Consider the following 23,888-nt stretch of genomic DNA (forward strand, 5'->3'; position numbering starts at 1 on the left):
TCGATAACTCCTTTTGCTAACCACGGCATTTTAGATCTCCCATTTTTGCCGTAAAGTTTATCAATTTTCGTTACCTATGTCCCCGCACATTCGTTACCTATGTCTCCGGTCTGTACACGAAGGCAGGTGTGACAAAAGTTGAAGCACCCGTGACAGCATGGATAAAAAACTTCATTTAATATTACTTTGATCAAGAGGATCTGGATTTTTGGCAACACTCTCATAATCCAGCTTCTGCAAGACAAGCGTAAGCATTGCTTTCATTTCTACATTGTGCGTTTCTTGCTGCTTTAGCAACTCACCGATTTGCTGGTCTTTCTGCGCCAGCTGTTGTCTCAATTGTTGCACTTGCTCTTCCAGTCCTTGTATGCGCGGCAATAGATTGAAAAAGTCTTGCAAATTGATTGCGCTTTGCGCAGCTGGCTGAGTTACTCGAGGCTTCACTGCTGGCAATTTTTGACGCAATTCTTCAATTTTTGCTGACGCTTTTTGAATACCTTTTCCAGCTGCATATTGATAATACTTCAAAGCCTCTTGTAAATTTGGCTTTTCTGCATTTTCATAAAGAGACCCAATATCAAAGGCAGCCATGGTAAGTCCTAAGTTTAAAGCTTTTTGATACCATTCAAGTGCCATTTCGTAATTCTGCGGCAAACCGATACCTTCACGATAGCACCAACCCATGTTACGTATCGCAATTGCAAAATTCTGATCAGCTGCTTTTTTCAGCCACATAACCATACGCTGGTTATCTTGTTTAACACCAATGCCCCAGTAATAGCAAAGAGCCAAACTATTTTGAGCAGGTGGAAAATTCAATCGATCCGATAGGCTCGTCAATATCGCTATAGCTTCAGGTATATTTCTTTTCTTTCCCTGCTTATCCGCAAAAGGGAAAAATTTTGGAAACTCACCCTCAGCTATGAACAAGGCATTGGCTCTAAAAAAATCAAACCAACCCTCATCCTTGATATTTGCTGGCAAAGCGGCAAGGTCTTCTGCTGATAAAATAACAGAATGGCGCTCAAATAAAGCATAGCTCTGTAAATGAATGTCTGAGATAGGACACCTACGTGTTGTTGCGCCATCACGTAACAATCTGACTGGGTCCTTTAGATGCCTATCTTGTAAATAAAAAGTAACAAACTGCTGCTTAGAAATGCCTGACATTGTAAAATCCCTTCATGAAACTATTAATAATGCTCAACATTATCCATAAAAAAACAAAGAAATACAATACAAAATTCAACAATTGATTATATTTGAGCCTGCAGCTGTTTCTGCATATCAGCGATTTGCTGATCTTTCTGCGCAAGTTTCTGAGTCAATTGTTGTACTTTATCCATTAAAGCCTGGACCTGCGGCATCAACTGAAAAATATCTATTTCCGTACCTACTGGAAAACCCTCAATGTGATCAAGGCTGTCAATATCAGAAGATTCATTCACCGATAACTCGACTCTCTTCTTAGCCTCAACAAGGCCTAATGAAGCTGCATAACGATACAAACGCTCTGCTTCATGTATGTTAGGCGGTGTGGCAGCCTCATAAAGCCTTGCCAAATCACATAAAGCTGAAATCATTCCGCCTTCTAAAGCATCTTTATACATATAAAATGCAGCTCGAAAACTCTTCTCGATCCCTTTTCCTTCTTGATAACACCAACCAAGATTTCTTCTAGCAACTGCAAAACCTTGACCAGCTGCCTGAAACAAAAGATTAAACATTCTCTCATCATTTTTCTCAACACCTAACCCCCAATAATAACAGAAAGCTAAACTGTTTTGTGCGGGCGGGAATTGAAGACGATCCGACAAATCTGTTAAAATAGTAATCGCCTTTTGTATATCTCTACTCTTACCCCTTTTGTCGCTTTCCGGAAAATCTTGAGGGAATTCTTCTTCTGATAAAAAAGCACGATTAGCTCTAAAAAATTGCACCCACTCATAATCTCGTAACACTGAAGAGACTTTCTGTTGATCAGCTTTAGATAAAATAACAACGTGTCTCGATAATAAATCATAACGGTCTAGATGAAGCCCTGTAACAGGCGTTACACATCTTTGAGTAGTGGTTGGATCAACAATGACAGGATTCTCTGGCTTGCGGTCTTGTAAATAAAAGGTCACGTCAACGCAATCCATTGACGATGTAAAAACTTGTGACATCATATATCTCCTTTTCAAAGATTAAAATTGAAATGTCTTGCAAACTTTACATTAAAACAGTTTCTCTAATTTCTCTTTAACCTCGACTCTTTTCTTGTCAGTTAGATGAACGCCAATTTTTGTTCTTCTAAAAAGCAGATCATCAACGCTTCTCGCCCATTCTTTTTCAATCAAGTACCTAATTTCTGCTTCAAAGAAACCAGGTACTATCTCTTGCCCCATATCTTGCCTTGTCTTTTTACCTTGTAAAAAATGATGACACAGAGTGCCATAAGAGGCACTCAGACGATTCACCTCAAGATCAGTCAAAAAGGGATAAGCAGAAGAAAGCTCGTCTCTAAAAGTCTCAACATTTAAATCACCCCCAGGCAATAGTGCATCACGCGTCCATGATTTCGCATCAAAGCCAAAACGACTCATCACTTCTTCGGCCAAATGCCTATGCGTCGTTAATTTGCCGCCATAAATTGTCATTAAGGGTAAATCATGCGCCTCATCCAATGAGAGCAGATAATCGCGACTCAAGGATGAAACACCCCCTTTAGGATCATGTTCTTCATACAAGGGCCTGATACCTGAATATGACCACTGAATGTCTTTTAAACTCAACTGCTTCTGAAAATGTGAATTGATAATATCAATCAAATATACCTTCTCATCTTCAAGAGCTTGAGGATGATAAGACGGCGCCTCGCACGAAATTTCCGTTGTCCCAATAAGCGTAAATCCTTCTTCAAAAGGGATCGTGAAAACAACGCGCCCATCAGGTGATTGCAACAGATAGGCATGTGAATGATCATACATTTTAGGCACCACAATATGGCTTCCCTTAACAAGCCTTATGTGATGACTCTGCTCATGATACATTGCGCCCTCAATTCTGCCTTGCGCTTCATGAACAAAGGGGCCCGTTGCATTAACCAGCCTTTTTGCTTTTACTTGAAACGACGATTTATTCTTCTCCTGGCAAGTCACTTCCCAATGGTTTTGTTGACGCCTTGCTTTGACAAAATCTGTTTCAATATAAATATCCGCACCCTTTTCTCCGGCATCTAACAAATTTAAAATCACAAGACGATTGTCTTCAGTCCAAAGATCGCTATAGATAAATCCCTTGTCATAACCTGCTTTCAAAATATCGCTATAGTCATCACCTTGAAATGAAATGCGTTTTGATCGCGGCAATGTGAGTGAAAATCCTGCCAAAAAATCATAAAGATACAAACCAGCTTGCAGCATCCAATAAGGACGCCCGTCTTTCTCATAAGGCAAGATAAATTGCAAAAGCCTATTCATATGCGGCGCTGATTTTTTAAGAATTTCTCGCTCCAGCAAGGCTTCTCGTACAAGCTTAAAGTCATAATACTCCAGGTAACGCAAGCCACCATGGATCAATTTTGTGCTCGCTGATGAGGTTGCACAGCCTGGCGTGCCTCTCTCGCAAATAAAAACAGATAGACCCCTGCCTGCAGCATCTCTGGCAATGGCAGCACCATTTATTCCAGCACCAATAATGGCTAAATCATATATTTTTGTGTTATTTTTTGTCATCTTGAAGATTTACCATATATTCCTTGAATTGTGCGTAAATATTTTGCACCCTCAAACAAACAACTAACTGTACAGGATAGAGATGAGCCATCATTCACCCAAAATTCTTGCGATCGATCAAGGTACAACATCCTCACGTGCACTCATCTTCAATAAAAAGGGCCATGTGATTGCAAAAGCGCAGCAAGAGTTTAGACAATACTTTCCTCATGATGGATGGGTTGAACATGACCCTGAAGAGATCTGGTCTACAACTCTTGCTTGCGTTCAAAAAGTTCTGAAAGAACAACCAGACATCAAAGCGATTGGGATCACCAACCAACGCGAAACGATTATTATCTGGGATAAAAACACAGGAAAGGCCATTTATCCAGCAATCGTTTGGCAAGATAGACGCACATCTGATTTCTGTGCGCAGCAAAAAAAGGATGGCCTTGAATCTTATCTTACCTCTAAAACAGGGCTTTTGATTGACCCTTATTTTTCAGCAAGCAAAATCAAATGGATTCTCGATAACGTTGATAGCGCAAGAGACAGAGCAAACAAAGGAGAACTTCTCTGCGGCACAATCGATTGTTTTTTACTTTGGCGCCTGACAAATGGACAATCTCATTTAACGGACGTCACCAATGCCTCACGAACAAATCTGTTTAATATCCACACCAGTGAATGGGACCAAGATCTCTTAAAGCTCTTTCAAATCCCAGCTCAGCTTCTGCCAAAAGTACAGCCAAACGCATCCTTCTTCGGAGAAGCCAACTCATCTATTTTAGGCACAAACACCTCAATCCCCATTCTTGCAATGGCGGGTGATCAACAATCTGCAACAATTGGACAGGCTTGCTTTCAAGAGGGCATGATCAAATCAACTTATGGCACAGGTTGCTTTGCCCTTATGAATTGCGGCTCAACTGTTCCTGTTTCAAAGAATAGACTCCTTGCGACAGTTGCTTATGAAATTGGAAATGCGCGTCACTACGCGCTTGAAGGCTCCATTTTTAACGCAGGTTCCGTTGTAAAATGGCTGCGCGATCAATTAGGCCTCATTCAAACAGCAGCCGAATCAGAAGCCTATTGTCAAAAATTACTGACCAATGAAGGTGTCTATTTTGTTCCAGCTTTTACAGGACTCGGGGCCCCTTATTGGAATCCAGATGTCAGGGGCCTCCTCATGGGACTCACGCGCGATAGTAAAAAAGAACATATTGTGAGAGCCGCCCTTGAATCTGTTGTTTATCAAAGCCTGGACCTCTTCAAAGCCATGTCAAATGATGCCAATGAACCTATTGCCTCAATGCGTGTGGATGGTGGCATGGTGCAAAACAAATGGTTCTTGCAATTTCTGGCTGATATGATTGGTATCAAAATTGAAAGACCAAAAATTCTTGAGATCACAGCTTTAGGTGTTGCCTTCACTGCTGGCCTACAAGATGGGATCTACTCGTCTCTTGACGCAATTAGCACTCTCTGGACCGAAGAGATTCATTTCCTCCCCCACATGCCGGCTGAAAAGAAAAACCACTTCTATGAGGGATGGCAAAGAGCTGTCCATGCAACACTGAACGCATAAAAGACTTGACTCTTTTCTTAAAGCTTATAGTCTATTGTCATCTACAGACAACAGATAAATGGAGTGATATGATGATTCAAAACAAAGATTTTCCGGTTTCATGGGAAGAAATGCACCGCAACTCAAAGGCTCTTGCTTGGCGTCTCTTTAATCTAAAACCATGGAAAGGCATCATTGCCATTACGCGTGGTGGACTTGTACCAGCTGCCATTATTGCACGCGAACTCGAGATTCGTATTGTGGATACAGTGAGCGTTGCCTCTTATGATCACATGACTCAAAGTGAGGGCGTTCAACTCTTAAAACCACCTGCCGCAACAATTGATAATGAAGGCGAAAACTGGCTGATTATTGATGATTTGGTTGATAGCGGCAAAACGGCGGCCTATCTTAGAAAAATGCTGCCTAAAGCCCATATCGCAACTGTCTATGCAAAAGCCGCAGGCAAACCACTAGTGGATACTTATATCACAGAAGTTAGCCAAGATACATGGATTCATTTCCCTTGGGATGTCGAACTTCAATTCACAAAACCAATCGCTGAAATCAAGCAATCTTCATAATTCAGCTCTTTAAGTGAGTTTTAAATCAAAAAAGGGATAATAGAACATTATCCCTTTTTTGATTTAAAACTCGGAGAGAATAAATGACAACAGGCAGTACAACCAGCTCAAGTAGCCCGTCAGCAAAGGCAACTCTGCAAAAAGCAATAAAAGAGGCACATTTTAGAAGCGGCAAAGAATTTTCTTTCACGATCCCTGCTCAAGGATTTGTTGAAGGATACGGTATTCCTGTACGCTCAGGAAGTCATGATACGAGCATTCCTTTTCCGGACCGAACGCCCATTCTCACACGAAGATCTTCTGTTGCAATTAACAGTACTGATAAAAAAGAGAGAAAAATCAAAGAGAAAACAGAACTCATCACGCTCAGAAAAAGCGTTCAAGAAAATAAATATCTGAAAAAAAAGCAATTAAAAGCAATCAAAAACAATGCGTGGGAACATCCTGTTTTAGATTTTATCCTATCTAAAGCACCAGAATGGATTCGTAAAGAAATTACGATAAAAGATAAACTTCATAGCATCCCTGGAGAAAAGTTAGAAATTCTTTTCGGAACAACATGGGCACGAAACCTTATTGAAATCAACCCTGTCAGATTTTTTGAAAAATTAGACACATCATGGTCAACCATCCGAAATTTCATTCAACAACTCGATGATCTCAAAAAGATAAAATTCAGAGATGATTTAACCGATCAACTCCTCTCATTATACCAGCGTCGAATTTTAAGAATGGAAGTGTCAATTCAGTACACTCTAGATGACTTGATAGAAATCATTAAAAACATAACAGATATTCAAGAAATGAATATCTTCACAGCTGATGGACTCTTGATTCAAAGCGAAATAAGACACTTCTCCAAACGTGCTATTGACCTACTCTTTTTGAATCGTTATGGTCAGGTCTTTCAAGACATAGCGAAAACCTACCCGACAATCATGAATGAAATTATACTGCTCGCCAAGACTGACCCAGATGATCGATACTATGAGCACAGAATGATCGATATTGCACAACTCCTCATTCTATGCTCACTTGGAGAATATGCAGCTTGGATTCTAGAAAACAGAGTTCTTCATTTACAAGACCTCTGGAAATATACCAATTCAGGAAGATATACAGTCAATCAAAAAAGGGCCTGCATAAGAATTCATCATTATTATTCAAAAGCCTTAAAGGATTACACGATCATAGAATATAGGATGCTTTGTAGAGTTTTTAGACGACAAGTACGCAACAATAAAAAACTTTTCACCCTTCTGGGAAATAATAAAATTGATATTACTGATATCATCTTAGCACCAAAAAAGTAAATCTCATATCCCTAAAAGAACACATGTGAGAAGCTATCAACCTGCTGCAGATAGGTGAGAATCAAATTTTTCTAAAATTAAATGTTCCTTATTGATTTTTTTTCCATGAGGCATGCCGAATTCATAAGCATCAAAATCTCCACAATTGCTACAAACAGCGCGCCACTTATTTCCTGTTTCATAACAAGAACCACAAAACCAAACGGGATCCTCTGGTGCAGCCGCTGCTTTCATGAGCCATTCTCTTGCTGTTGCTTCATCTTGGTACTGCTGACGCTCAAGTTCTGCATAAAGCAAATAAACTCTTTTGGTTGGCTTAAATTTCATACAATCTGATAAATGGTCTCTGGCCTGACCAAAAAGACTTGCTTTCACATAAAGTTCAGCTAATGCATAATGACCATCAATTGTTTCTGGACCTTTTTCAAGAAGACGTTGCATAAATTTGATTTGCGGCAATGAATGGCCAGCCTCACGCAAGTTTTTATAAACCTCTAAAAGAGCAGGATGCTGAACAACAGGCCAGCAATCTTCAATAGCTCTCACAGCATGTTTAATTTTCACAGCCTGCACATGGAAGTGAGCATATTCCAAAACAAGTGGTACAAATGAAGGAGCAAGTGACAATGCCTGAGACATCTTTTTCAGAGCTGAGTTCGATACAATTGTCTGAACAGGCTCAAGTCCCTGCTCTTCACGTGCAATTTCCATCAACAGAATTGCCTTTTTACGACGAGCAGCTTCAACTGTTAAGTCGCTCAATTTTCGATGCTCATCAAAAGCTTTCAGGGCACCGGTCCAATTACGATCACGGCATTCCAGCTCAAACAAAACATCAAAAATAAAACGCGATTTTTTCTTCAATTGACTCGCTTTACGGGCAAGCGACAAAGCTGCTTGAGAGTCCCCTTTTTTCAAAGATTGCATCAATAAACCACGCATTCCCAAAAAATCCATCTCAGGAAAAGCTAGCATCTCTTTAAAATATTTCTCTGCAACTTTTTCATTCCCATTCAACTGAGCTGCTTGAGCTGTGAGCAGAAGTGTTAAAGGCGGGTCTTTCAAAATAGCCTGAGCTTTTTGTGAAAACTTCAAAGCTGCATCAGCATCTCCTGCTGCAACGGCTACCATCCCTTGTGTTAAAGCCCTATAACCAGTTGCCAATTGCTTATGTTCATACCAATCCGAAATCATCGTCGGTGATTGAATCAAACGGGCAATCATCCCAAAGCCTGTTGAAATAAGCCAAGCAACACACAAAACAATCAAAACAACAATACCCACATAGGTATCAACAATATAACCATGCCATTCAAATTCCACCTTACCAGGATATTCCGCAAACCACACTGCAATCAGTGCGAGCAAAGTAACTTTAGCAAGAAACCAAATGACACGGATCATTCTGACCCTTTCTGCTCAAGCCTTATTGGCGACTGTGTGGGTGTTTTACGCATATTAATCTCAGGTACGTTTTCTTTTTTTAACTCAGGTTTTGGAGCAACATCTTCTTGTAGAGGCGCTGTATTCTGAACAGGAGCCTCTTTCACAGCTTGCTGATGCAATAGACTCAATCGATCGATCGCCCCTTGATTGAATTTTAATAGAAGATCCTGCAACAAAATTCTGGCTTTATATTGGCCGAGCCAAGGACCCAAGGCCTCTTTCATTTCAACAGAAAGACCATTCAACTTTTGAAGAGCAGCCTCATCATAATTCCCTTTCATGAGACTTTCAGATGATAAGAGAAGAGCCCGATTTGCTTCAACCGATTGGTTGTCTTCAGAGGGACGGATGCGAATCAAACTCTTTATCGCCTGATTAATTTTTTGCAACCAAGTTTGCTCAGAGGCAATCAAATCAATATCGGTTAATTCAGCAACTTTGCCATAATATTCTTCACGGAGTCTATCAAAGGCAGGCAAGCCAGAAACCGCATAAGGACGAATGGCTTCCATAATCAATCTGTCCGCATCATCTTCTAAAATCTGATAGACCGAATTGAATTCCTTCAAGAATGGAGACTCACCGCGCGATGCATCCCGCAATTGAGTGATAGTTAAAATATAAGCTGAAAGCTGACTTTCCCCTTCAACATAGACAGACATTTTCTCTTCAAGATCATCCAATTGCTTTTGAATTGCTTCATAGGTTTGCAAAACTTGAGAAGATTTTTGTCCATCATGCGTTGGCATGCCTGACATTTCAGAGAGTTGATTCAAGTGTTCGGTTATTTCAGCCTGATTGATCAAAATTGTATTCATTTCTTCAGCAAGCGCTGAAAGATCAACGTCACTTTGATTTGTTCTCAGATTCGATTCCAGATGTGCAACGGTTTCAGACAAAGCATCTAATCTCTTCTGAATTCCATCAAATAAGATTTTTTCTTGCGGATCCAGGACATTATCAGTGACTGAGACCACATTCTTAAAGAGCAAGTCTGGTAACCAGTGCGGCATCGTAGCCAGAGCCCCAAGGCAAACAAGAGACACAAGAAGAGCAATAAGGCCCAACTTAGATTGGAAAGTTGATTCATTTGACAGTGACATATGTGACGATACCCAAAGTGATAAGATCTAAATTTCACTTATACCCATGTTTGCACAAAATGGCAAGAGATCGATTTGAATCAAAACGAAAAGTCTTGTAACGACTCCTGATGGAAGTTTGGCGCTATCAATCGCCAGGCTGCAATATCTTCTTCGCCCACTGCTGTATCTGTTAAATCTAATCTGAGTAAGTATGACAACAAAACCTGATCAGATATCCTTGTAAAATCACCCGTCTCGAGACGGTCACACCCTCTTAGACTCACCACCACTAAACATGGTGCTGCTTTTAAAATAATGGTGAGATGATCAATGCGAATGTTGGATCTTGACAGATCTAACATTTCTAACACTGGAAAGTACCTGCCTTGAAAAAAGCCAAAACCATAGGGCATTTGCATGATGAGCCCTTGTAAAGCTAGGCTTCTCATCTCACATGATCCTGCCAACAGGGCATCAAGAACCTTTACCGCAATTTTCTGTTGCCTCGGGCTCTCCTCTTGTGCAATTTTCACATCTGAAATGAAAAACTTATTATTCGCGACATCTTTTTGGTAGGCCAAATATTTCATTGTAAGCCCTAAAGTAAAATGAACATTATTGATAAAAACGCGCTCTTCCACAAATCGGGGTTGCGAGACCAATAACTTAGTCAGCTCCTCCCTTTTCAACGGAAATGAATGATATATTGACCTTATACAAAATAAAGAAGTTGGAACCTTACACAAGAGGCTATAAAAAATTTCTTGTTTTTCAGCAGTCTGCAACAAAACATACTGATTCGATAAATTCTGTAAAAAATCCTGAGCCCACCCTTTAGAAGTTGAGACAAGCCTTACAATATCCCGGGGATCGAGATAATCAAAAATCCTTAAAGATACTTGAGCTGGCAAATCTGTAAATACTGATCCCTCAGACTCATCAATTTTCATTCTCTTGGCTGGCTGCCCCCCTTCATCAACACCAACAGAGTGATATCCCTGTGGTTTTAAAAGAATCGTTGGCACCCTGAAGGCATTGAATGACGCGAGCTCTTCATCCGTAAATTTGTAATGCACCATCGGCTGTACCGTAGTGATTTCTGGCATTTTCTCTCCTAACAGAATCTCTTGTTTTTATTTTTTTCTGACATTCGGTTAAAGGGATGTGTATCATATCAAACTTGATAAAATCAAGTCATATAAATGCTTTGTTGTCGGAATTTTGGGTGCAAACGCAGAGTCTTTGAAGCTTGGATCACCCTCATCTATTGAATTCTTTATTTTTTCTGATAGACAAAAATAGGTCACATTTTTCATTTTTAAGCTCTGGATAGACCGTAACACCTTCTTTGCACTTCGTTCTGAAAAAAGCAAAAAAGCATAATGCTGCGCTTCAGGCAAAACAATCTGGTCTTCAAGAGCTTTCGCGTCATACAAAATCAAATCATCAAGAAGAATTTGCGCCTCAGCACAGACTGTTTTTAAATCAACAGAAATATCGGCCCCGCGCAAATAACAATACCGTCCAGGCCTTCTTTTGAGCCGAGCAATCAAGTCTGGCAAAGCCTCTTGCATATCATGCCCTGATAATTCATAGACCTCAAATCCCATAGCCTGTGCCAAAGAAAGCGTCTTTTCACCAAAAGCATAAAGAATTTTACCATGACAACCATGATTATCCCCAAGCGCTTTTAAAGCCTGCTGCGATGTGACAACAAACCCATCATACTGCTTTAAAATAGACTGATCATAGGGCCTATAACAAATCTCCATCACAGGAGCCAAATGCACTTGAAATCCCTTCGCCTCAAAATATGAAGCTGTTTCAGCTCCTTCATCCCGAGGTCTTGTGACAACAATGAGTGTTTCAGGCCTTATGGACATAGCTACCCTTCTGCTTTAAAAAAATCAGGACCAGCTTCAACTTTAATGCGCAAGGCTGCCTCAATAATCTCGTGTGCAAGCTGTACACTGCTCCCTTTTGTTTCAAAATCAAAAGCACCTGTCCCATCTGGTTTGAGAACTTTTGCTCTAAAATGGATCTGATGTTCTGATTCAAAAAAAGCATGAGCTGCAATCGGCGTTCTACATGACCCATCTAAGTGAAACAAAAACAATCTCTCTAAATCAACGCAAGTGCCTGTCTTATGACAGTGAATTGCGCCTACAAGTCTTTGCATCTCCTCATCACCTGATCGAATCTGCACCGCAATCGCTCCTTGTGCGGGCGCTGGAATCATACGATCGATTTCCATCTTCTCTGTAATATAGTCAGATTTGCCTAACCGATTCAGGCCAGCTGTTGCCATAAAGGTTCCATCAAACTGGCCTTCTTGTAATTTTCGGTACCGCGTGCCAACATTACCTCTGAGTAAAACAACCTTAAGATCTGGTCTTAAGCTTAAAGCAAATGCTTTGCGGCGCAAACTGGCAGAACCAAGCTTGGCGCCATGCGGCAAGTCCATAAAGGATTTATAATCAATCGAAACAAATGCATCTCTGGGATCCTCGCGCTCTAAAACAGCACCGATGATAAAGTCCTCGGCCATATCTGTTTCAAGATCTTTAAAGGAATGAACAGCCAGATCAACTTTTTTATCCAAAAGCGCTTTTTCAATCTCACGGGTGAAAAGCATTTTACCACCCACATCAACAAAGGATCGATCCAAAATCTGGTCTCCTTCTGTTGTCATGCCACATAATTCGACTTGCTCATCTGAAAGACCGTGAGCATTCATGAGCCTCATTTTGACTTCTTCCGCTTGAGCCATTGCCAAAGGGCTTTCTCTTGTGCCTATTTTTATTTTTTGCTTTGTCATGATTATGTTCACAATTTTCTTGAAGTTCGATTTGGTTCCATCTAATAATGACTCATGAGAAAAGAGAATGCAAAATATATTCTTGGCATCGAGTCAAGTTGCGATGAAACATCAGCCTCTGTGGTCACAAATGACCGACAGATCCTCTCGAATGTCGTTCTCTCTCAGACAAAACATTTTGAATATGGGGGCGTTGTCCCCGAACTTGCAGCAAGAGCTCATCTGCAATCGATCGACTCCATTATTTTAGAAGCCATGCACCAAGCTAATCTTGACTTCAAAGACCTTGATGGCATTGCAGCAACAGCTGGACCGGGCCTTATTGGCGGCGTTATCATTGGAACCATGACCGCAAAAGCAATTGCTCTTTCTCTCCAAAAGCCATACTTTGCGATTAATCATTTAGAGGCTCACGCTTTAACAGCAAGACTAACGGATAATTTGCCATTCCCTTATTTGCTCCTTTTGGTCTCTGGTGGTCATTGTCAGCTCCTCATTGTGAACGATGTTGGCTCATATGAAAAGTTAGGCACAACAATTGATGATGCGATCGGTGAGGCCTTTGACAAAACTGGCAGGCTTCTCGGATTTTCTTATCCTGCAGGTCCTATGATCGAGCGCACAGCCAAATCAGGCAATCCTCACAGCTACACCCTACCAAAACCACTCTATGGAAGACCTGGCTCTGATTTTTCATTCTCTGGCCTTAAAACAGCTGTTCGTAAAATTATTGAAGACAACCTAGATAAAGCACAAGATGATCAATTCAAAGCTGATCTTTGCGCTAGCTTTCAATATACAATTGGAGAGATCCTGAAGGATCGCCTGAAAAATGGTCTTACTCAATTTAAAAATCAGTATCCTGAGGCAAAACATTTTGTTCTGGCCGGCGGCGTTGCTGCAAATCAATATTTGCGGGATATTTTACAAACGACTTGTACAAATCATAGCTTAGAGCTCATCGCTCCGCCTATTTCTCTTTGTACAGATAATGCCGCAATGATCGCCTGGGTTGGCCAAGAAAAACTCAGGTTAAACCAGCTATCCTCCCTTAATTTTGCGCCCCGTCCTCGCTGGCCATTGGATGAACTATAGGCCTTCGCAGATCCTGTCCTTATTTCGACTTTAATGACATTTTTATCTTCTTATTTCAACTTTAATGACATATAATAAGTCAAAGGAGCTTTTAAATGACGAAAAATGTATTTGACACCCTGCCCGAGGTCTTTGTTTCAAGGACTGATCTGACAACTTTAGTTTACCGTGCTCTAAAAGCACAGAAATTAAGAAAGTTGAGCAGTCGTCTTTATACCAAGAATATGACAGATAAGCCTGACGCAATTGTGAAAAGAAATCTCTGGGCGATTGTGAGCGAATATTTTCCAGGCGCCCTTATTGCAGATAGGACAGCATTAGAAAATGCACCCGCTCTTGATGGCTCCATTTGCCTGATCACCGCCAAAGGCAAGGATATCAAATTGCCAGGAATAACATTAAGGCCGAGACGAGGGCATCCTCCGCTCGATACTGACTTGCCTTTTGTAAATGGCTTATTTGTATGCTCAACTGCCCGGGCTTACCTTGAAAACATGAATGCATCAAGATCAAGGAATAAATTATTACCGCGCACCCTTCCTCAGAAAGAGATCGAAGAAAGATTGGACAAGTTCTCTCGATATAGCGGCGAGAAATATCTCAATACATTAAGAGATGAAACGCTGACAATTGCAAAAGAACTCAACTTATTAGAAAATCAAAGACGTCTTGATGATTTAATTGGCACACTCATGGGAACGCGGAATGCTCAATTAAACTCCTCTGTCGGAAGAGCTAGAAATATCGGAAAACCATATGATTCCGATAGATTGGCTCTCTTCGAATCACTTTTTACAGAGCTGAGAAACACCCCTCCCATCCATCGAACCCCCTCCAAAAGAAGCCATGAAGCTATTGGAATTTTAGCTTTTTTTGAAGCTTATTTTTCTAACTACATTGAAGGCACTGAATTTGAAGTCGCAGAAGCTGCTGATATCATTTTTAAAGGTATCATCCCTCAAGAGCGCCCTGAGGATGCTCACGATATTTTAGGAACATGGCGCCTTGTTTCCTCTTCATATGAAATGAAAAAAACGCCTGATTCAATCACCACCTTCATTGATTTACTAAAGTCAAGACATGCTTTCATTATGGGGGGACGCCCAGATAAGCATCCTGGTCAGTTTAAACAATCTAGTAATAGGGCTGGGCTTACAATTTTTGTAGAACCAAACTTAGTTGAAGGCACCCTCACAGAAGGATTTGACTTATATAAAGGATTAGAAACGCCATTCCAACGCGCTGTTTTTATGATGTTTCTGGTTTCAGAGGTCCACCCCTTCACTGATGGGAACGGCAGAACGGCTCGTGTTATGATGAATGCAGAGCTATTCTCAAAAGGGGAAGAAAAAATTATCATTCCAACAGTCTACCGCGCCAATTATCTATCTGCTTTAAAAGCCCTCTCTCAATCAAAGTATGCTGAGCCTCTTATTCGTACGCTAGATTTTGCCCAAAAATGGACCGCATCAATCAACTGGGATACACTCAAGAAGACTGAGCAGGACCTAAAGACAACAAACGCTTTTCTTGACTCATGGACAGCTGAAGAAAAGGGGCAAAGATTGAAAATATTGACCTCCGACTTAGACTGACTAAATGTTTTTGAAGAAATATGGAATATGCATTGAATCCGTAAAGGCCTCTTCCCTGAAACTTCCTCTTGCGAGAATCTTTTTTTAGATCTATCATGAGACCATCATCTATTTTTATCAGGAGAGTCACCATGTCACATGTTCAAAACCAGAATCCAAATACAGTTTCTCGTGAGAGATCACCAGAGCCTCATTCAAAACGTGTCCGCATCGAGCCCACAGAGCAGGCACGCGTTTCTGAAACGAGCAAATCGACATGTAAGACGCTCACTGAATATGCACGTGTAGCTCTCAGTCTCCCAGGTCAATTCTTTGACACACTTTGCTACTATAAAGATCTTATGCACCGATCTCCTTACAACAAAGCCCCTAAAGAACTCTCAGAGTTTGAAGAAAAAGTTGTTGCAGCCTATCGATCATATTCCCCTCCTCAAGATATTGTCACTGAGCTTTGTGAAGCGATTGCATCTAAGACAAAAGAGAATCACAAAACAATTCTCGAAAATCTTTCCTACCCCCATTATGAGGCAAAAAGGGATAAATTCGCCTTTTTGATCCATTGCTTTGAATTCAAACTCTCTGCTGAACAGGCAGAAATGTCCTTAGCTGAAGCATATGGACCTTATAAAGACGCTCGAACATCGTTTCTTCTGGGTGATCCGGAAAAAATTACTAATATTAATCTCGAAGCTCAAGGGCTTGTGCTTTTACCTCCTGAAATAGAAAGACTCAAAAATACAACAACACTCGATTTAACCAGAAATCCTCTAGCTTGTTTACCTGCGGAAATTGTTCAACTCACGTATTTAGAACAGCTTATATGCATAAACACACGCCTTGATGCTTTACCTGTTGACTTTGCGAATCTAAGGGACTTGGGTACACTTTACCTCCAAAATAGCAAACTCAAGAAAGTTCCTCATCAAATTTTCAAATTGAACGCACTGAGAATACTAAGCCTTTCCTATAATACTTTAAAAAAAATTCCCGATGAAATTAGACAACTTCGTGCACTCAAAAAATTATATCTTGATCATAATGCTTTGTTCCTATCTATACCCCCAGGATTTTTACTTGGCACAAGCATAAGAATGATTGATCTTCGTCAAACAGAGCATGATTTGAGTGATGATATTAAAAAGGTTTTAGAGGGTGATGGCTGCATCATTAAACAATGAGAAGAAAAGATTATTTTGATTTAAAGACAAGAGTAGGCCGCCTATCTAGAATCGTAAAGATATGTGAAATCGTAGAAAGCGTTAGGTTGGCCTCTCCTTTTTGTATTTTAGAAACCTGTGATGGACTCATGTTCAAACGCCTAACCAACTCATTAAATCCAATCTTCTTTTCTGCCATATATGTTGTCAGCTCAGCTGAAACACCTTCTTGCAAAGATTTCAATGTTCGATACTCATGCTGCGCAAAGGCTTCAATCTCTTGAATATCTTCCTTCTTCAATCTTTGCTGAAGATATTTATCAAACTTATTTGTTGTCATCTCTAACCCTTTTCTCTTAAATGATCCAATATTCTTTGAGCTTTTTTAATATCCTTCTCTTGAGTTGATTTATCTCCAGCGCAGATCAATAAAATAATTTTATCTCCCCGAAAAGTATAATAAATCCTATACCCAAATCGCCTCTCCCTTAATTCAAACAAACCTTTCTTTAGAGACTTGCTATGAGGCAATCTTAATCTATTCCCAGAAAGTTCAAGAAACTTGACTTCTTTTGCAACTGCCTTCAATTGCTCAATTGTCAAGTTATCTAGCCAAGACTCAATACCTGATTCTTTATAATATTCTACAACCCACATCGTTTATTTTTTCACTTCTTTATATAGTACTACTTTTTAAGTGACTTGTCAATTAATAAAACAAGCACCTCAATATCTACTCATGGGTACCAGTAAATTTTTCAAAAGAAAACTGTTTTTTTGCGGGCAGCCTCAGCTCACTCCATCACATATTCCAAAATTTTGCAGACGACATTCTCTGGAAGATCAATAAGCCTACAAACAGAATTTCCATACCTCATCTCTCCTCTTTTCTGAGCCATCAAAAAGAAGAAAACGCTCTGTAGTTTTACAAGCCTTTGATACAACGCATTATTCTGAACATCTTCCGGAAAAGAGATTTCATAAGATCGATGCTGCAAAACATTTCTGCCACAAAGTTGTAAGCTTGTATAAAGCGTTTCTGCATCCTGAAATCTCACACGTGACAACCTGATATTATATACATCAACATAAAGGTGACCGACTAATTTCATAAAATGAACTGATCTCAGCCCAACAGCCCCAAACATATTACCCACGACAAATTCACCTTCTTGATCAATCTCGATCATAGATTGAATGACAGCTCTTTCATCAATATTTGCTTGGAAAACATCAATAAAATCAGATGAATCTGGCCCTGATGCTCTAGGATACAATTCTTTCTCAACTAATTGATAAGAATCAGCCAGAGGCTTCATCCATTCAGGCAAGAATGGATGAGCTCTATAAAATTGGACTTGAATTAAAGACTTACAAAAAGTATTGACGAGAGACACGTCTTACTCCTGAACGACAAGGCTCCGTAATTGTTGATTGGCAACCGTGATAACAGATAGATTAATATCACTAAGACCTTTGAGCTCAATCAATGTTTGAGACAAGCGGTTATAGTTACCTTCTTTTTGTGCAATCCAAGATTGAATCGACTGATCAATATTTTTGATCTTTGGATCTTTTTCCAGAATCTTCAAGGTCAGCAACTTTTGACGTCCTAAAATATCATCAAGCGTTGCCTCATTAGCCTGATGATCCCAATGTGATTTGACGGGCATTTTCTCAAGCATCAGTTTCAATGTGGTAATACCAAATTGATGGCCAATCTCAAAGTAAAGTTTTGCCGCTGTTTTCACATCAGCCTTTGTTTGCTCACTCACAGAGAGAACATCATAAACGCTCTTCAGTTGATTCAAGGCTGCAACCTTCTGTGCCAAGTCCTTTGGAACATGCTTACTTGTCAGATCGTGAACTGTATGCAAGAAGTACTCTTTTGTCTCATGTCCAATCACATCTTCAAACTCAGTGAAAAGTGTCAGAGCACCTTTTGACACAGCCTCAACTCTTTCTGAAAGCTTGATTGGATGCTGAACATTCATCAAGAGCCATACAATATTGCGCTGTAAAAACTTTGTCACCATGATCAGCATTTCCGTTTGCGTTGCTGCATCAATCTTATTATCAAGAGCATAAATTGCTTGATAAACAGGCTCTAGCTGGAAAGCTTCTTTTGTGAGTAAATAGGATCTCGCAATTTCAGCCATCGGCATGCCTGTGATATCTTTAGCACGCATGATGAAAGTCAAGTTACAACGATTCAAGAAATCATTGGTCAAAACAGTTGAAATAATTTCACGCTTCAATTGGTGATCCATCATCTCAGCACTAAATGTCTTCTGCAAAGCTGTTGGGAAATATGTGACCAAAAACTTCGTCAGATAAGGATCATCAGGCAAGTCCGAGGCAAGAAGCTCTTGATAGAGATTGATTTTTGAATAGGCAAGAAGAATCGCGAGCTCTGGTCTTGTGAGACTTGCTTCTTCAAGTCTCCGTTTCACAATTTCATCATTGCTTGGAAGCATTTCAACTTCGCGATTCAAAAAGCCTGCTTTTTCAAAATTCAGCATCAGCTTGATATAATTCTCATAGTCTTGAACCTTTTGAGCCTCAGCAAGACTCAAAGCCAAAGTTTGAAGATAGTTATCATTCAAAACCAATTTGGCAACGTCATCTGTCATTTCAGTTAACAAAACATCACGTTGTTTGACTGTTAAATCACCTTTACGAACAATATTACCGAGCAGGATCTTAATATTGACTTCATGATCGGATGTATCAACACCAGCTGAGTTATCAATCGCATCCGTGTTGAGTCTACCGCCACGCAAGGCATATTCAATACGACCAAACTGAGTCACACCTAAGTTTGCACCCTCACCAATCACCTGAGCTCTGATATCACGTCCATTGATTCGGATCGCATCATTGGCTTTATCACCAACATCTTGTTCGTTGATGCCTTTAATAAAGGTCCCGATACCACCAAAGAAAAGCAATTCAACGTCATGAGTCAAAATTGTTTTGATCAGCTCATTTGGAGTCACTTGATCTCTATCGATACCAAATCTTTTCTTGATCTCTGGTGTTAATGTCAAAGATTTCGATGAACGAGAATAGATCTGCGCTCCTTTTGAAAGACATTTTGCATCATAATCAGCCCAAGTTGAACGCGGCAGATTAAAGAGTCTCTGTCTTTCTGCAAAGCTCACTGCTGGATCAGGATTCGGATCACAGAAGATATGCATATGGTTAAAAGCGGCTAAAAGTAATGTTTTCTGGGAGAGTAAGAGTCCATTCCCGAAAACGTCTCCAGACATATCACCCACACCAATACAAGTGAACTTTTCTTTCTGTATGTCTTTACCGACTTCACGGAAGTGACGTTTTACTGATTCCCAAGCACCCTTTGCGGTAATCCCCATCTTCTTGTGATCATAACCAGCTGATCCACCTGATGCAAAGGCATCACCAAGCCAGAAACCATATTCAATTGAAACGCCGTTCGCAATATCTGAGAAAGTTGCGGTCCCCTTGTCGGCTGCCACAACCAAATAAGGATCATCCTCATCAAATCGAACAACATCTCTTGGCGGAATAATTTTACCATCAATCACATTGTCTGTTAAATCCAAAAGACCGCGCATCAAGGTTTTATAGCACTCAATGACCTGCGCTTGAATCGCATCTCGTCCAGCAGAAGCTGGCAATTGATGCTTTACCACAAAGCCACCTTTTGAACCCATCGGCACAATCACAGTGTTTTTAACCATTTGTGCTTTCATGAGGCCCAAAACTTCTGTTCTGAAGTCTAAAGGACGATCAGACCAACGGATACCACCACGCGCAACTTTACCACCGCGCAGATGAATCGCCTCAACATCAGGAGAGCAAACAAAAATCTCAACCATCGGACGCGGCAATGGTAAATCATGGACATTCTGACTATTGATCTTGATTGATAAATAAGATTTATGGCCTCCATTTTCTTCTTTTTGGAAGAAGTTGGTCCGCAAAGTTGAATCAATCAGATTGGCGTAAGCCTTGATGATTCTATCTTCATCAATACTCTCAACAGCATCAAGCTCTTTCGTAATCAGCGCATTTAGCTCATTGATCCGATCAACTCTCTCCCACTCAAAAGCAGGATCAAACTTCACAAAAAAGAGCTCCATCAATGCTTTTGTGATTTTGCTATGTTTTGACAAAGTGGTTGCAATCAAATCAAGAGTATAGACCATACCAGCCTGCTTGAGATATTTTGCATAGGTTCTAAAGATTTTAATTTGTGTCCAGTCAAGTCCGGCAGTGAGTGTCAATTTGTTAAGCGCATCATCTTCATTCTTTCCAGACCAAATCAAAGCAAAGCTTTCTTGAAATAGATCACGAATCTCAAGCATATCAACATCTTCAGCTTCTGTTGTCATGGATTTAAAATCATGAATCCAGACAGAATCATCAGATGATTTACACTTCACTTCAAAAAGACGCTCTGTAATCACTTTCAAGCCCATATTTTCAAGCTTTGGCAAAACATCTGACAAAGTTAAAGGCGTTTTATAATGATAAATTTTAAAGTGAACTTCATTGTCAGGCGCTTCAAAAGGACGATAAAGATTTATCGCAAGATCTTTTGTTTCAATCACATTCTCAATACGTTTAATATCAAGAACGGCCGTTTTCGGGCTGTAGAATTCCTGATAGGCTTGAGAAAAGGCCTCTGCAAACAACATCCGATAATGTTTACCTTGACGCTCACCGTAGCTTTGCAAGATTGCATTTAAAAAATCATCTGCCCATGTTTTAATACCTAAAATCAATGATTGCTCTATTTCAGCCACATCATAAACAGGGATTTTGCCGGGAATTGTATTAATCACAACATGAAGCTGTGCATGAATACCTTCACTCATGGTCACAGCATATGAGGCAATTTCACCATTGAAATAATCAGCTAGAATCTTCTGGGTTTTGATACGGATATTTGTATCGTACTTGTCTTTTGGAACATAAACCAAGATGCTCATAAAGCGCTCGAACGGATCCTTCCGGCAGAAAATGGCAATCTTTTGTCTTTCTTGAAGATGCAAGATCCCCATAGAAATATTATACAATTCATCAACAGTGATCTGGAAAAATTCATCACGCGGATAAGTCTCAAGAATATGGACCAAGGCCTTACCACTATGACTATGTGGCGGAAATTCACTTAATTCCATCACACTGCGGAGCTTCTGCCTAAAATATGGAATTTCCTTGATTGATTTATTGTAAGCAGTCGATGTAAAGAGTCCAACAAACAGATGCTCTGCAACAACCTTGCCATCTTTATCAAAGCTTTTGATAAAGAGAGCATCCATTTTAACTGGTCGATGCACTTTCGAGACAGCATTTGTTTTTGTGAGCATGATGTAAGAAGGCTCATCAATAAAAGCCTGAATATCGGCAGGCAAAACTTTTAAATTCCGGAGACCATTGAACAGAACAATATCATCATTTCTTAAGACACCAAGCCCTTCGCCAGGACAAATCTGAATTGAAGTTTGGTGATCTTTTGTTGTCAGATCATATTTCCGATACCCAAGAAAGGTGAAATTATTGTCATCAAGCCATTTGATAAAGGCTTTGGTCTCATCAAATTGAGCCGCCGTCATCAATTTTAGCTTTTGTTTTTCAGAAACAGCAATGACCTCTGCGAGTTTCTCACGTGTTGCGCTCCAATCTTCGACACTAAGCCGCACATCCTTCAGAACAGCTAAAATCACGTCTCTCAACTTCCCAAGAATCTTCGGATCGACAACTTCATCAACTTCAAAAATCATGTAAGATTCAGAAATCGCATTTTTATCCGCATCAGCAGATTTCAAAATTTGTGTAATCTCATTCTTCTGATTTTTGATTAAATGCATCACCGGGTGAATAACCAAGTGAACAGTCAGCCCAAACTTATTCAAGGCTGCCGTAACTGAGTCAACCAAAAACGGCATATCATCATTTACGATCTGAATAATAGTATGCTCTGACTCCCAACCATGATCATCAATTGTCGGGTTAAAGATTTCCATCAAAGGCTCGCCCTTTTTTCTTTTTGAGCTCATAACCCACATCGCATTCACATTTGAATAGAGCTGATCTAACGACGCTTTTGAATAATCCTCTGGCGGCACATTCGCATAAAATCTTTTTGTGAACTCTTCAAAGACACCTAGCTCTTGAGCTGCACGTAATGAGTGTACCTTAGCAAGCAATTGGTCTGTTGTTTCTTTTTTAAGATGCATAAAACGCGTTGGCATTCTTGAAGTCCTTCCTAGATTAAAATCGACTGAGATAATTTGAAAAATCATACCATTACAAATAGCAGAAAAATGTTAAAGAAAAAATATCTTTTATCGACGACAAAGCTAAATTGACCTATTGACAATAATCAAATTTTATTGTAATTTATTTTTGATTATATTTTTCATTGAATTATATATCAGAAGATAATTGTTATATTTAATTTTAATAAGGAGGCATTTATGTCATTTATCCCTAAAATATCTACCACACAACCTGGGGCAAGCTTACCAAATAGCAATCTTGGGCAATCTGTAAATCCAAGCATGCCAAAAGGCGGCGTTAAAGTTATGCCAAGCCTTGATCTTAAAGGTCAAATGCCTTTACTCAAAAAGAAAGTCGCTATCGCTCCTAAAGAAGTAGCCATTGCACCAGAAGCTGAAGCAACCAAAAGAACATTGCCAAACCTTCCCAAAAAACAAGTTCTTGTTCCTAAAACACCACAAAAAGCCGAAGTTGTAAAAGCACCTGAAGCGCCTGTTGTGACATCACCAAGAGTTGTGCCACCTAAAGAACCAAAGCAAATTGGTAAATTGGTTATGCCTAGTTTCACAAAAGAAGAACCAGCCGCTTTAGTTCCTAAAGCTGAAATAAGTGATCTTCCAAAAGGCCGTGTCTCTGATCTGAGAAATGTTGTTGGCGCACAACTCATGAAAAAGCAGCCGGCTGCACCTATCGAACCTGCAGAACAAGATATCGTTCTTTACAATGGACCAGACCCAGAAGTTGAAGATGACATCATCGAATTACCACGGGTGGCATCACCTTCATTTGATGATGACATCGTATTTTCACACCATGAAGAACCAGACTTTTTACTATTCTCTATTGAGACCTCCTATGAAAGAAGCCTCATGGTAAGAGATGGTCAACTATCAATGATGACTCGAGCAAGTCTGAGCGTATCTGTAACGCCACTCTACTTACGCCCAGCATCGACCAACAGTATATTTCTTCCATTCTAAAGTGGACTAAATAGATTCATAGAAAAAAGCCGCTCTCTCATGGGCGGTTTTTTGCTTGTAAAATATAACACTGCTCTCTAGCAGCTTTAAGCTTATCGCAATTTATAGGGAATCTATTACAAGCCATCTTAAAAGATGGCGTCTCCTACGGGATTCGAACCCGTGTCGCCGCCGTGAAAGGGCGGTGTCCTAGGCCTCTAGACGAAGGAGACTTATCGGATCATCGAATGAGCATTCTCATTCATGAACAACAAGAATACTTTTACAGGGAATA

General features: G+C 40.1%; 19 protein-coding genes and 1 tRNA gene. 7 read left to right on the plus strand and 13 right to left on the minus strand.

The genetic code is table 11. The features are described 5' to 3' along the window. Nucleotides 1-171: 171 nt before the first annotated feature. The 3 genes from KBF71_04825 to glpD form a co-directional block, all read right to left on the minus strand. Nucleotides 172-1,170: an SEL1-like repeat protein gene (locus tag KBF71_04825; GenBank protein ID MBP9877642.1), complete on the minus strand. Its 999-nt coding sequence runs from the start codon at nt 1,168-1,170 to the stop codon at nt 172-174. A gap of 86 nt (nt 1,171-1,256) precedes the next feature. Further along, nucleotides 1,257-2,168: a sel1 repeat family protein gene (locus KBF71_04830; protein MBP9877643.1), complete on the minus strand. Its 912-nt coding sequence runs from the start codon at nt 2,166-2,168 to the stop codon at nt 1,257-1,259. Nucleotides 2,169-2,219: 51 nt separating this feature from the next. Then, a complete protein-coding gene (glpD, locus tag KBF71_04835; GenBank protein MBP9877644.1) occupies nt 2,220-3,719 on the minus strand; it encodes a glycerol-3-phosphate dehydrogenase in 1,500 nt (499 codons plus the stop codon). Between the two features lie 82 nt (nt 3,720-3,801). On the opposite strand from glpD, the gene glpK reads away from it, so the two are divergent. The 3 genes from glpK to KBF71_04850 all read left to right on the plus strand — a co-directional run bounded on the left by glpK (nt 3,802) and on the right by KBF71_04850 (nt 7,165). Next, nucleotides 3,802-5,289 (plus strand): glycerol kinase GlpK, encoded by a 1,488-nt coding sequence (gene glpK, locus KBF71_04840; protein MBP9877645.1) that lies wholly within the window; start codon nt 3,802-3,804, stop codon nt 5,287-5,289. 68 nt (nt 5,290-5,357) lie between these two features. Further along, nucleotides 5,358-5,852 carry a xanthine phosphoribosyltransferase gene (gpt, locus tag KBF71_04845; GenBank protein MBP9877646.1) on the plus strand — a complete coding sequence of 165 codons (495 nt, stop codon included), beginning with the start codon at nt 5,358-5,360 and terminating at the stop codon, nt 5,850-5,852. Nucleotides 5,853-5,935: 83 nt separating this feature from the next. After that, on the plus strand, nt 5,936-7,165 hold the full coding sequence (locus KBF71_04850; GenBank protein ID MBP9877647.1) for a hypothetical protein: 1,230 nt from the start codon (nt 5,936-5,938) through the stop codon (nt 7,163-7,165). Between the two features lie 36 nt (nt 7,166-7,201). Here KBF71_04850 and KBF71_04855 read toward each other — a convergent pair whose 3' ends face one another. The 5 genes from KBF71_04855 to hemC form a co-directional block, all read right to left on the minus strand. Continuing rightward, a complete protein-coding gene (locus KBF71_04855; protein MBP9877648.1) occupies nt 7,202-8,569 on the minus strand; it encodes a hypothetical protein in 1,368 nt (455 codons plus the stop codon). Beyond that, a complete protein-coding gene (locus tag KBF71_04860) occupies nt 8,566-9,714 on the minus strand; it encodes a hypothetical protein (protein MBP9877649.1) in 1,149 nt (382 codons plus the stop codon). The genes KBF71_04855 and KBF71_04860 overlap by 4 nt, the downstream gene beginning before the upstream one ends. Nucleotides 9,715-9,794: 80 nt before the next feature. After that, nucleotides 9,795-10,802: an F-box protein gene (locus KBF71_04865; GenBank protein MBP9877650.1), complete on the minus strand. Its 1,008-nt coding sequence runs from the start codon at nt 10,800-10,802 to the stop codon at nt 9,795-9,797. A gap of 63 nt (nt 10,803-10,865) precedes the next feature. Further along, nucleotides 10,866-11,579: a uroporphyrinogen-III synthase gene (locus KBF71_04870; GenBank protein MBP9877651.1), complete on the minus strand. Its 714-nt coding sequence runs from the start codon at nt 11,577-11,579 to the stop codon at nt 10,866-10,868. A 2-nt stretch (nt 11,580-11,581) separates the two neighbouring features. Then, nucleotides 11,582-12,514 carry a hydroxymethylbilane synthase gene (gene hemC, locus KBF71_04875; protein ID MBP9877652.1) on the minus strand — a complete coding sequence of 311 codons (933 nt, stop codon included), beginning with the start codon at nt 12,512-12,514 and terminating at the stop codon, nt 11,582-11,584. 54 nt (nt 12,515-12,568) lie between these two features. Here hemC and tsaD point away from each other — a divergent pair, with 54 nt between their 5' ends. The 3 genes from tsaD (at nt 12,569) to KBF71_04890 (ending at nt 16,382) form a co-directional block, all read left to right on the plus strand. After that, a complete protein-coding gene (gene tsaD / locus KBF71_04880; protein MBP9877653.1) occupies nt 12,569-13,609 on the plus strand; it encodes a tRNA (adenosine(37)-N6)-threonylcarbamoyltransferase complex transferase subunit TsaD in 1,041 nt (346 codons plus the stop codon). Nucleotides 13,610-13,704: 95 nt separating this feature from the next. After that, nucleotides 13,705-15,204, plus strand: a complete 1,500-nt coding sequence (locus tag KBF71_04885) for a Fic family protein (GenBank protein ID MBP9877654.1) — start codon at nt 13,705-13,707, stop codon at nt 15,202-15,204. Between the two features lie 131 nt (nt 15,205-15,335). Then, nucleotides 15,336-16,382 carry a leucine-rich repeat domain-containing protein gene (locus KBF71_04890; protein MBP9877655.1) on the plus strand — a complete coding sequence of 349 codons (1,047 nt, stop codon included), beginning with the start codon at nt 15,336-15,338 and terminating at the stop codon, nt 16,380-16,382. A gap of 10 nt (nt 16,383-16,392) precedes the next feature. Here KBF71_04890 and KBF71_04895 read toward each other — a convergent pair whose 3' ends face one another. The 4 genes from KBF71_04895 to KBF71_04910 all read right to left on the minus strand — a co-directional run bounded on the left by KBF71_04895 (nt 16,393) and on the right by KBF71_04910 (nt 22,606). Continuing rightward, nucleotides 16,393-16,701, minus strand: coding sequence for a helix-turn-helix transcriptional regulator (locus tag KBF71_04895; protein ID MBP9877656.1), 309 nt, complete (start codon nt 16,699-16,701; stop codon nt 16,393-16,395). A gap of 2 nt (nt 16,702-16,703) precedes the next feature. Beyond that, on the minus strand, nt 16,704-17,018 hold the full coding sequence (locus tag KBF71_04900; protein MBP9877657.1) for a type II toxin-antitoxin system RelE/ParE family toxin: 315 nt from the start codon (nt 17,016-17,018) through the stop codon (nt 16,704-16,706). Nucleotides 17,019-17,155: 137 nt separating this feature from the next. Continuing rightward, a complete protein-coding gene (locus KBF71_04905; GenBank protein ID MBP9877658.1) occupies nt 17,156-17,758 on the minus strand; it encodes a hypothetical protein in 603 nt (200 codons plus the stop codon). A gap of 3 nt (nt 17,759-17,761) precedes the next feature. Further along, nucleotides 17,762-22,606: an NAD-glutamate dehydrogenase gene (locus KBF71_04910; GenBank protein ID MBP9877659.1), complete on the minus strand. Its 4,845-nt coding sequence runs from the start codon at nt 22,604-22,606 to the stop codon at nt 17,762-17,764. A 225-nt stretch (nt 22,607-22,831) separates the two neighbouring features. On the opposite strand from KBF71_04910, the gene KBF71_04915 reads away from it, so the two are divergent. Continuing rightward, nucleotides 22,832-23,614, plus strand: coding sequence for a hypothetical protein (locus tag KBF71_04915; GenBank protein ID MBP9877660.1), 783 nt, complete (start codon nt 22,832-22,834; stop codon nt 23,612-23,614). A 136-nt stretch (nt 23,615-23,750) separates the two neighbouring features. On the opposite strand, the gene KBF71_04920 is transcribed toward KBF71_04915, so the two are convergent. Then, nucleotides 23,751-23,826, minus strand: a tRNA-Glu gene (locus tag KBF71_04920). Nucleotides 23,827-23,888: the final 62 nt, after the last annotated feature.

The sequence above is a fragment of the Alphaproteobacteria bacterium genome, from assembly GCA_018063245.1.
In the GTDB taxonomy this organism is placed as follows: Bacteria; Pseudomonadota; Alphaproteobacteria; order JAGPBS01; family JAGPBS01; genus JAGPBS01.

What these genes read in the sequence shown, in the direction of transcription:
- glpD (MBP9877644.1), bottom strand. Translation starts at nt 3,719, where the DNA reads ATGACAAAAAATAACACAAAAATATATGATTTAGCCATTATTGGTGCT.
- KBF71_04895 (MBP9877656.1), bottom strand. Translation starts at nt 16,701, where the DNA reads ATGACAACAAATAAGTTTGATAAATATCTTCAGCAAAGATTGAAGAAG.
- KBF71_04865 (MBP9877650.1), bottom strand. Translation starts at nt 10,802, where the DNA reads ATGCCAGAAATCACTACGGTACAGCCGATGGTGCATTACAAATTTACG.
- KBF71_04830 (MBP9877643.1), bottom strand. Translation starts at nt 2,168, where the DNA reads ATGTCACAAGTTTTTACATCGTCAATGGATTGCGTTGACGTGACCTTT.
- KBF71_04870 (MBP9877651.1), bottom strand. Translation starts at nt 11,579, where the DNA reads ATGTCCATAAGGCCTGAAACACTCATTGTTGTCACAAGACCTCGGGAT.
- KBF71_04890 (MBP9877655.1), top strand. Translation starts at nt 15,336, where the DNA reads ATGTCACATGTTCAAAACCAGAATCCAAATACAGTTTCTCGTGAGAGA.
- KBF71_04900 (MBP9877657.1), bottom strand. Translation starts at nt 17,018, where the DNA reads ATGTGGGTTGTAGAATATTATAAAGAATCAGGTATTGAGTCTTGGCTA.
- glpK (MBP9877645.1), top strand. Translation starts at nt 3,802, where the DNA reads ATGAGCCATCATTCACCCAAAATTCTTGCGATCGATCAAGGTACAACA.
- KBF71_04850 (MBP9877647.1), top strand. Translation starts at nt 5,936, where the DNA reads ATGACAACAGGCAGTACAACCAGCTCAAGTAGCCCGTCAGCAAAGGCA.
- hemC (MBP9877652.1), bottom strand. Translation starts at nt 12,514, where the DNA reads ATGACAAAGCAAAAAATAAAAATAGGCACAAGAGAAAGCCCTTTGGCA.
- KBF71_04860 (MBP9877649.1), bottom strand. Translation starts at nt 9,714, where the DNA reads ATGTCACTGTCAAATGAATCAACTTTCCAATCTAAGTTGGGCCTTATT.
- gpt (MBP9877646.1), top strand. Translation starts at nt 5,358, where the DNA reads ATGATGATTCAAAACAAAGATTTTCCGGTTTCATGGGAAGAAATGCAC.
- KBF71_04885 (MBP9877654.1), top strand. Translation starts at nt 13,705, where the DNA reads ATGACGAAAAATGTATTTGACACCCTGCCCGAGGTCTTTGTTTCAAGG.
- KBF71_04910 (MBP9877659.1), bottom strand. Translation starts at nt 22,606, where the DNA reads ATGCCAACGCGTTTTATGCATCTTAAAAAAGAAACAACAGACCAATTG.
- KBF71_04825 (MBP9877642.1), bottom strand. Translation starts at nt 1,170, where the DNA reads ATGTCAGGCATTTCTAAGCAGCAGTTTGTTACTTTTTATTTACAAGAT.
- KBF71_04855 (MBP9877648.1), bottom strand. Translation starts at nt 8,569, where the DNA reads ATGATCCGTGTCATTTGGTTTCTTGCTAAAGTTACTTTGCTCGCACTG.
- tsaD (MBP9877653.1), top strand. Translation starts at nt 12,569, where the DNA reads ATGAGAAAAGAGAATGCAAAATATATTCTTGGCATCGAGTCAAGTTGC.
- KBF71_04915 (MBP9877660.1), top strand. Translation starts at nt 22,832, where the DNA reads ATGTCATTTATCCCTAAAATATCTACCACACAACCTGGGGCAAGCTTA.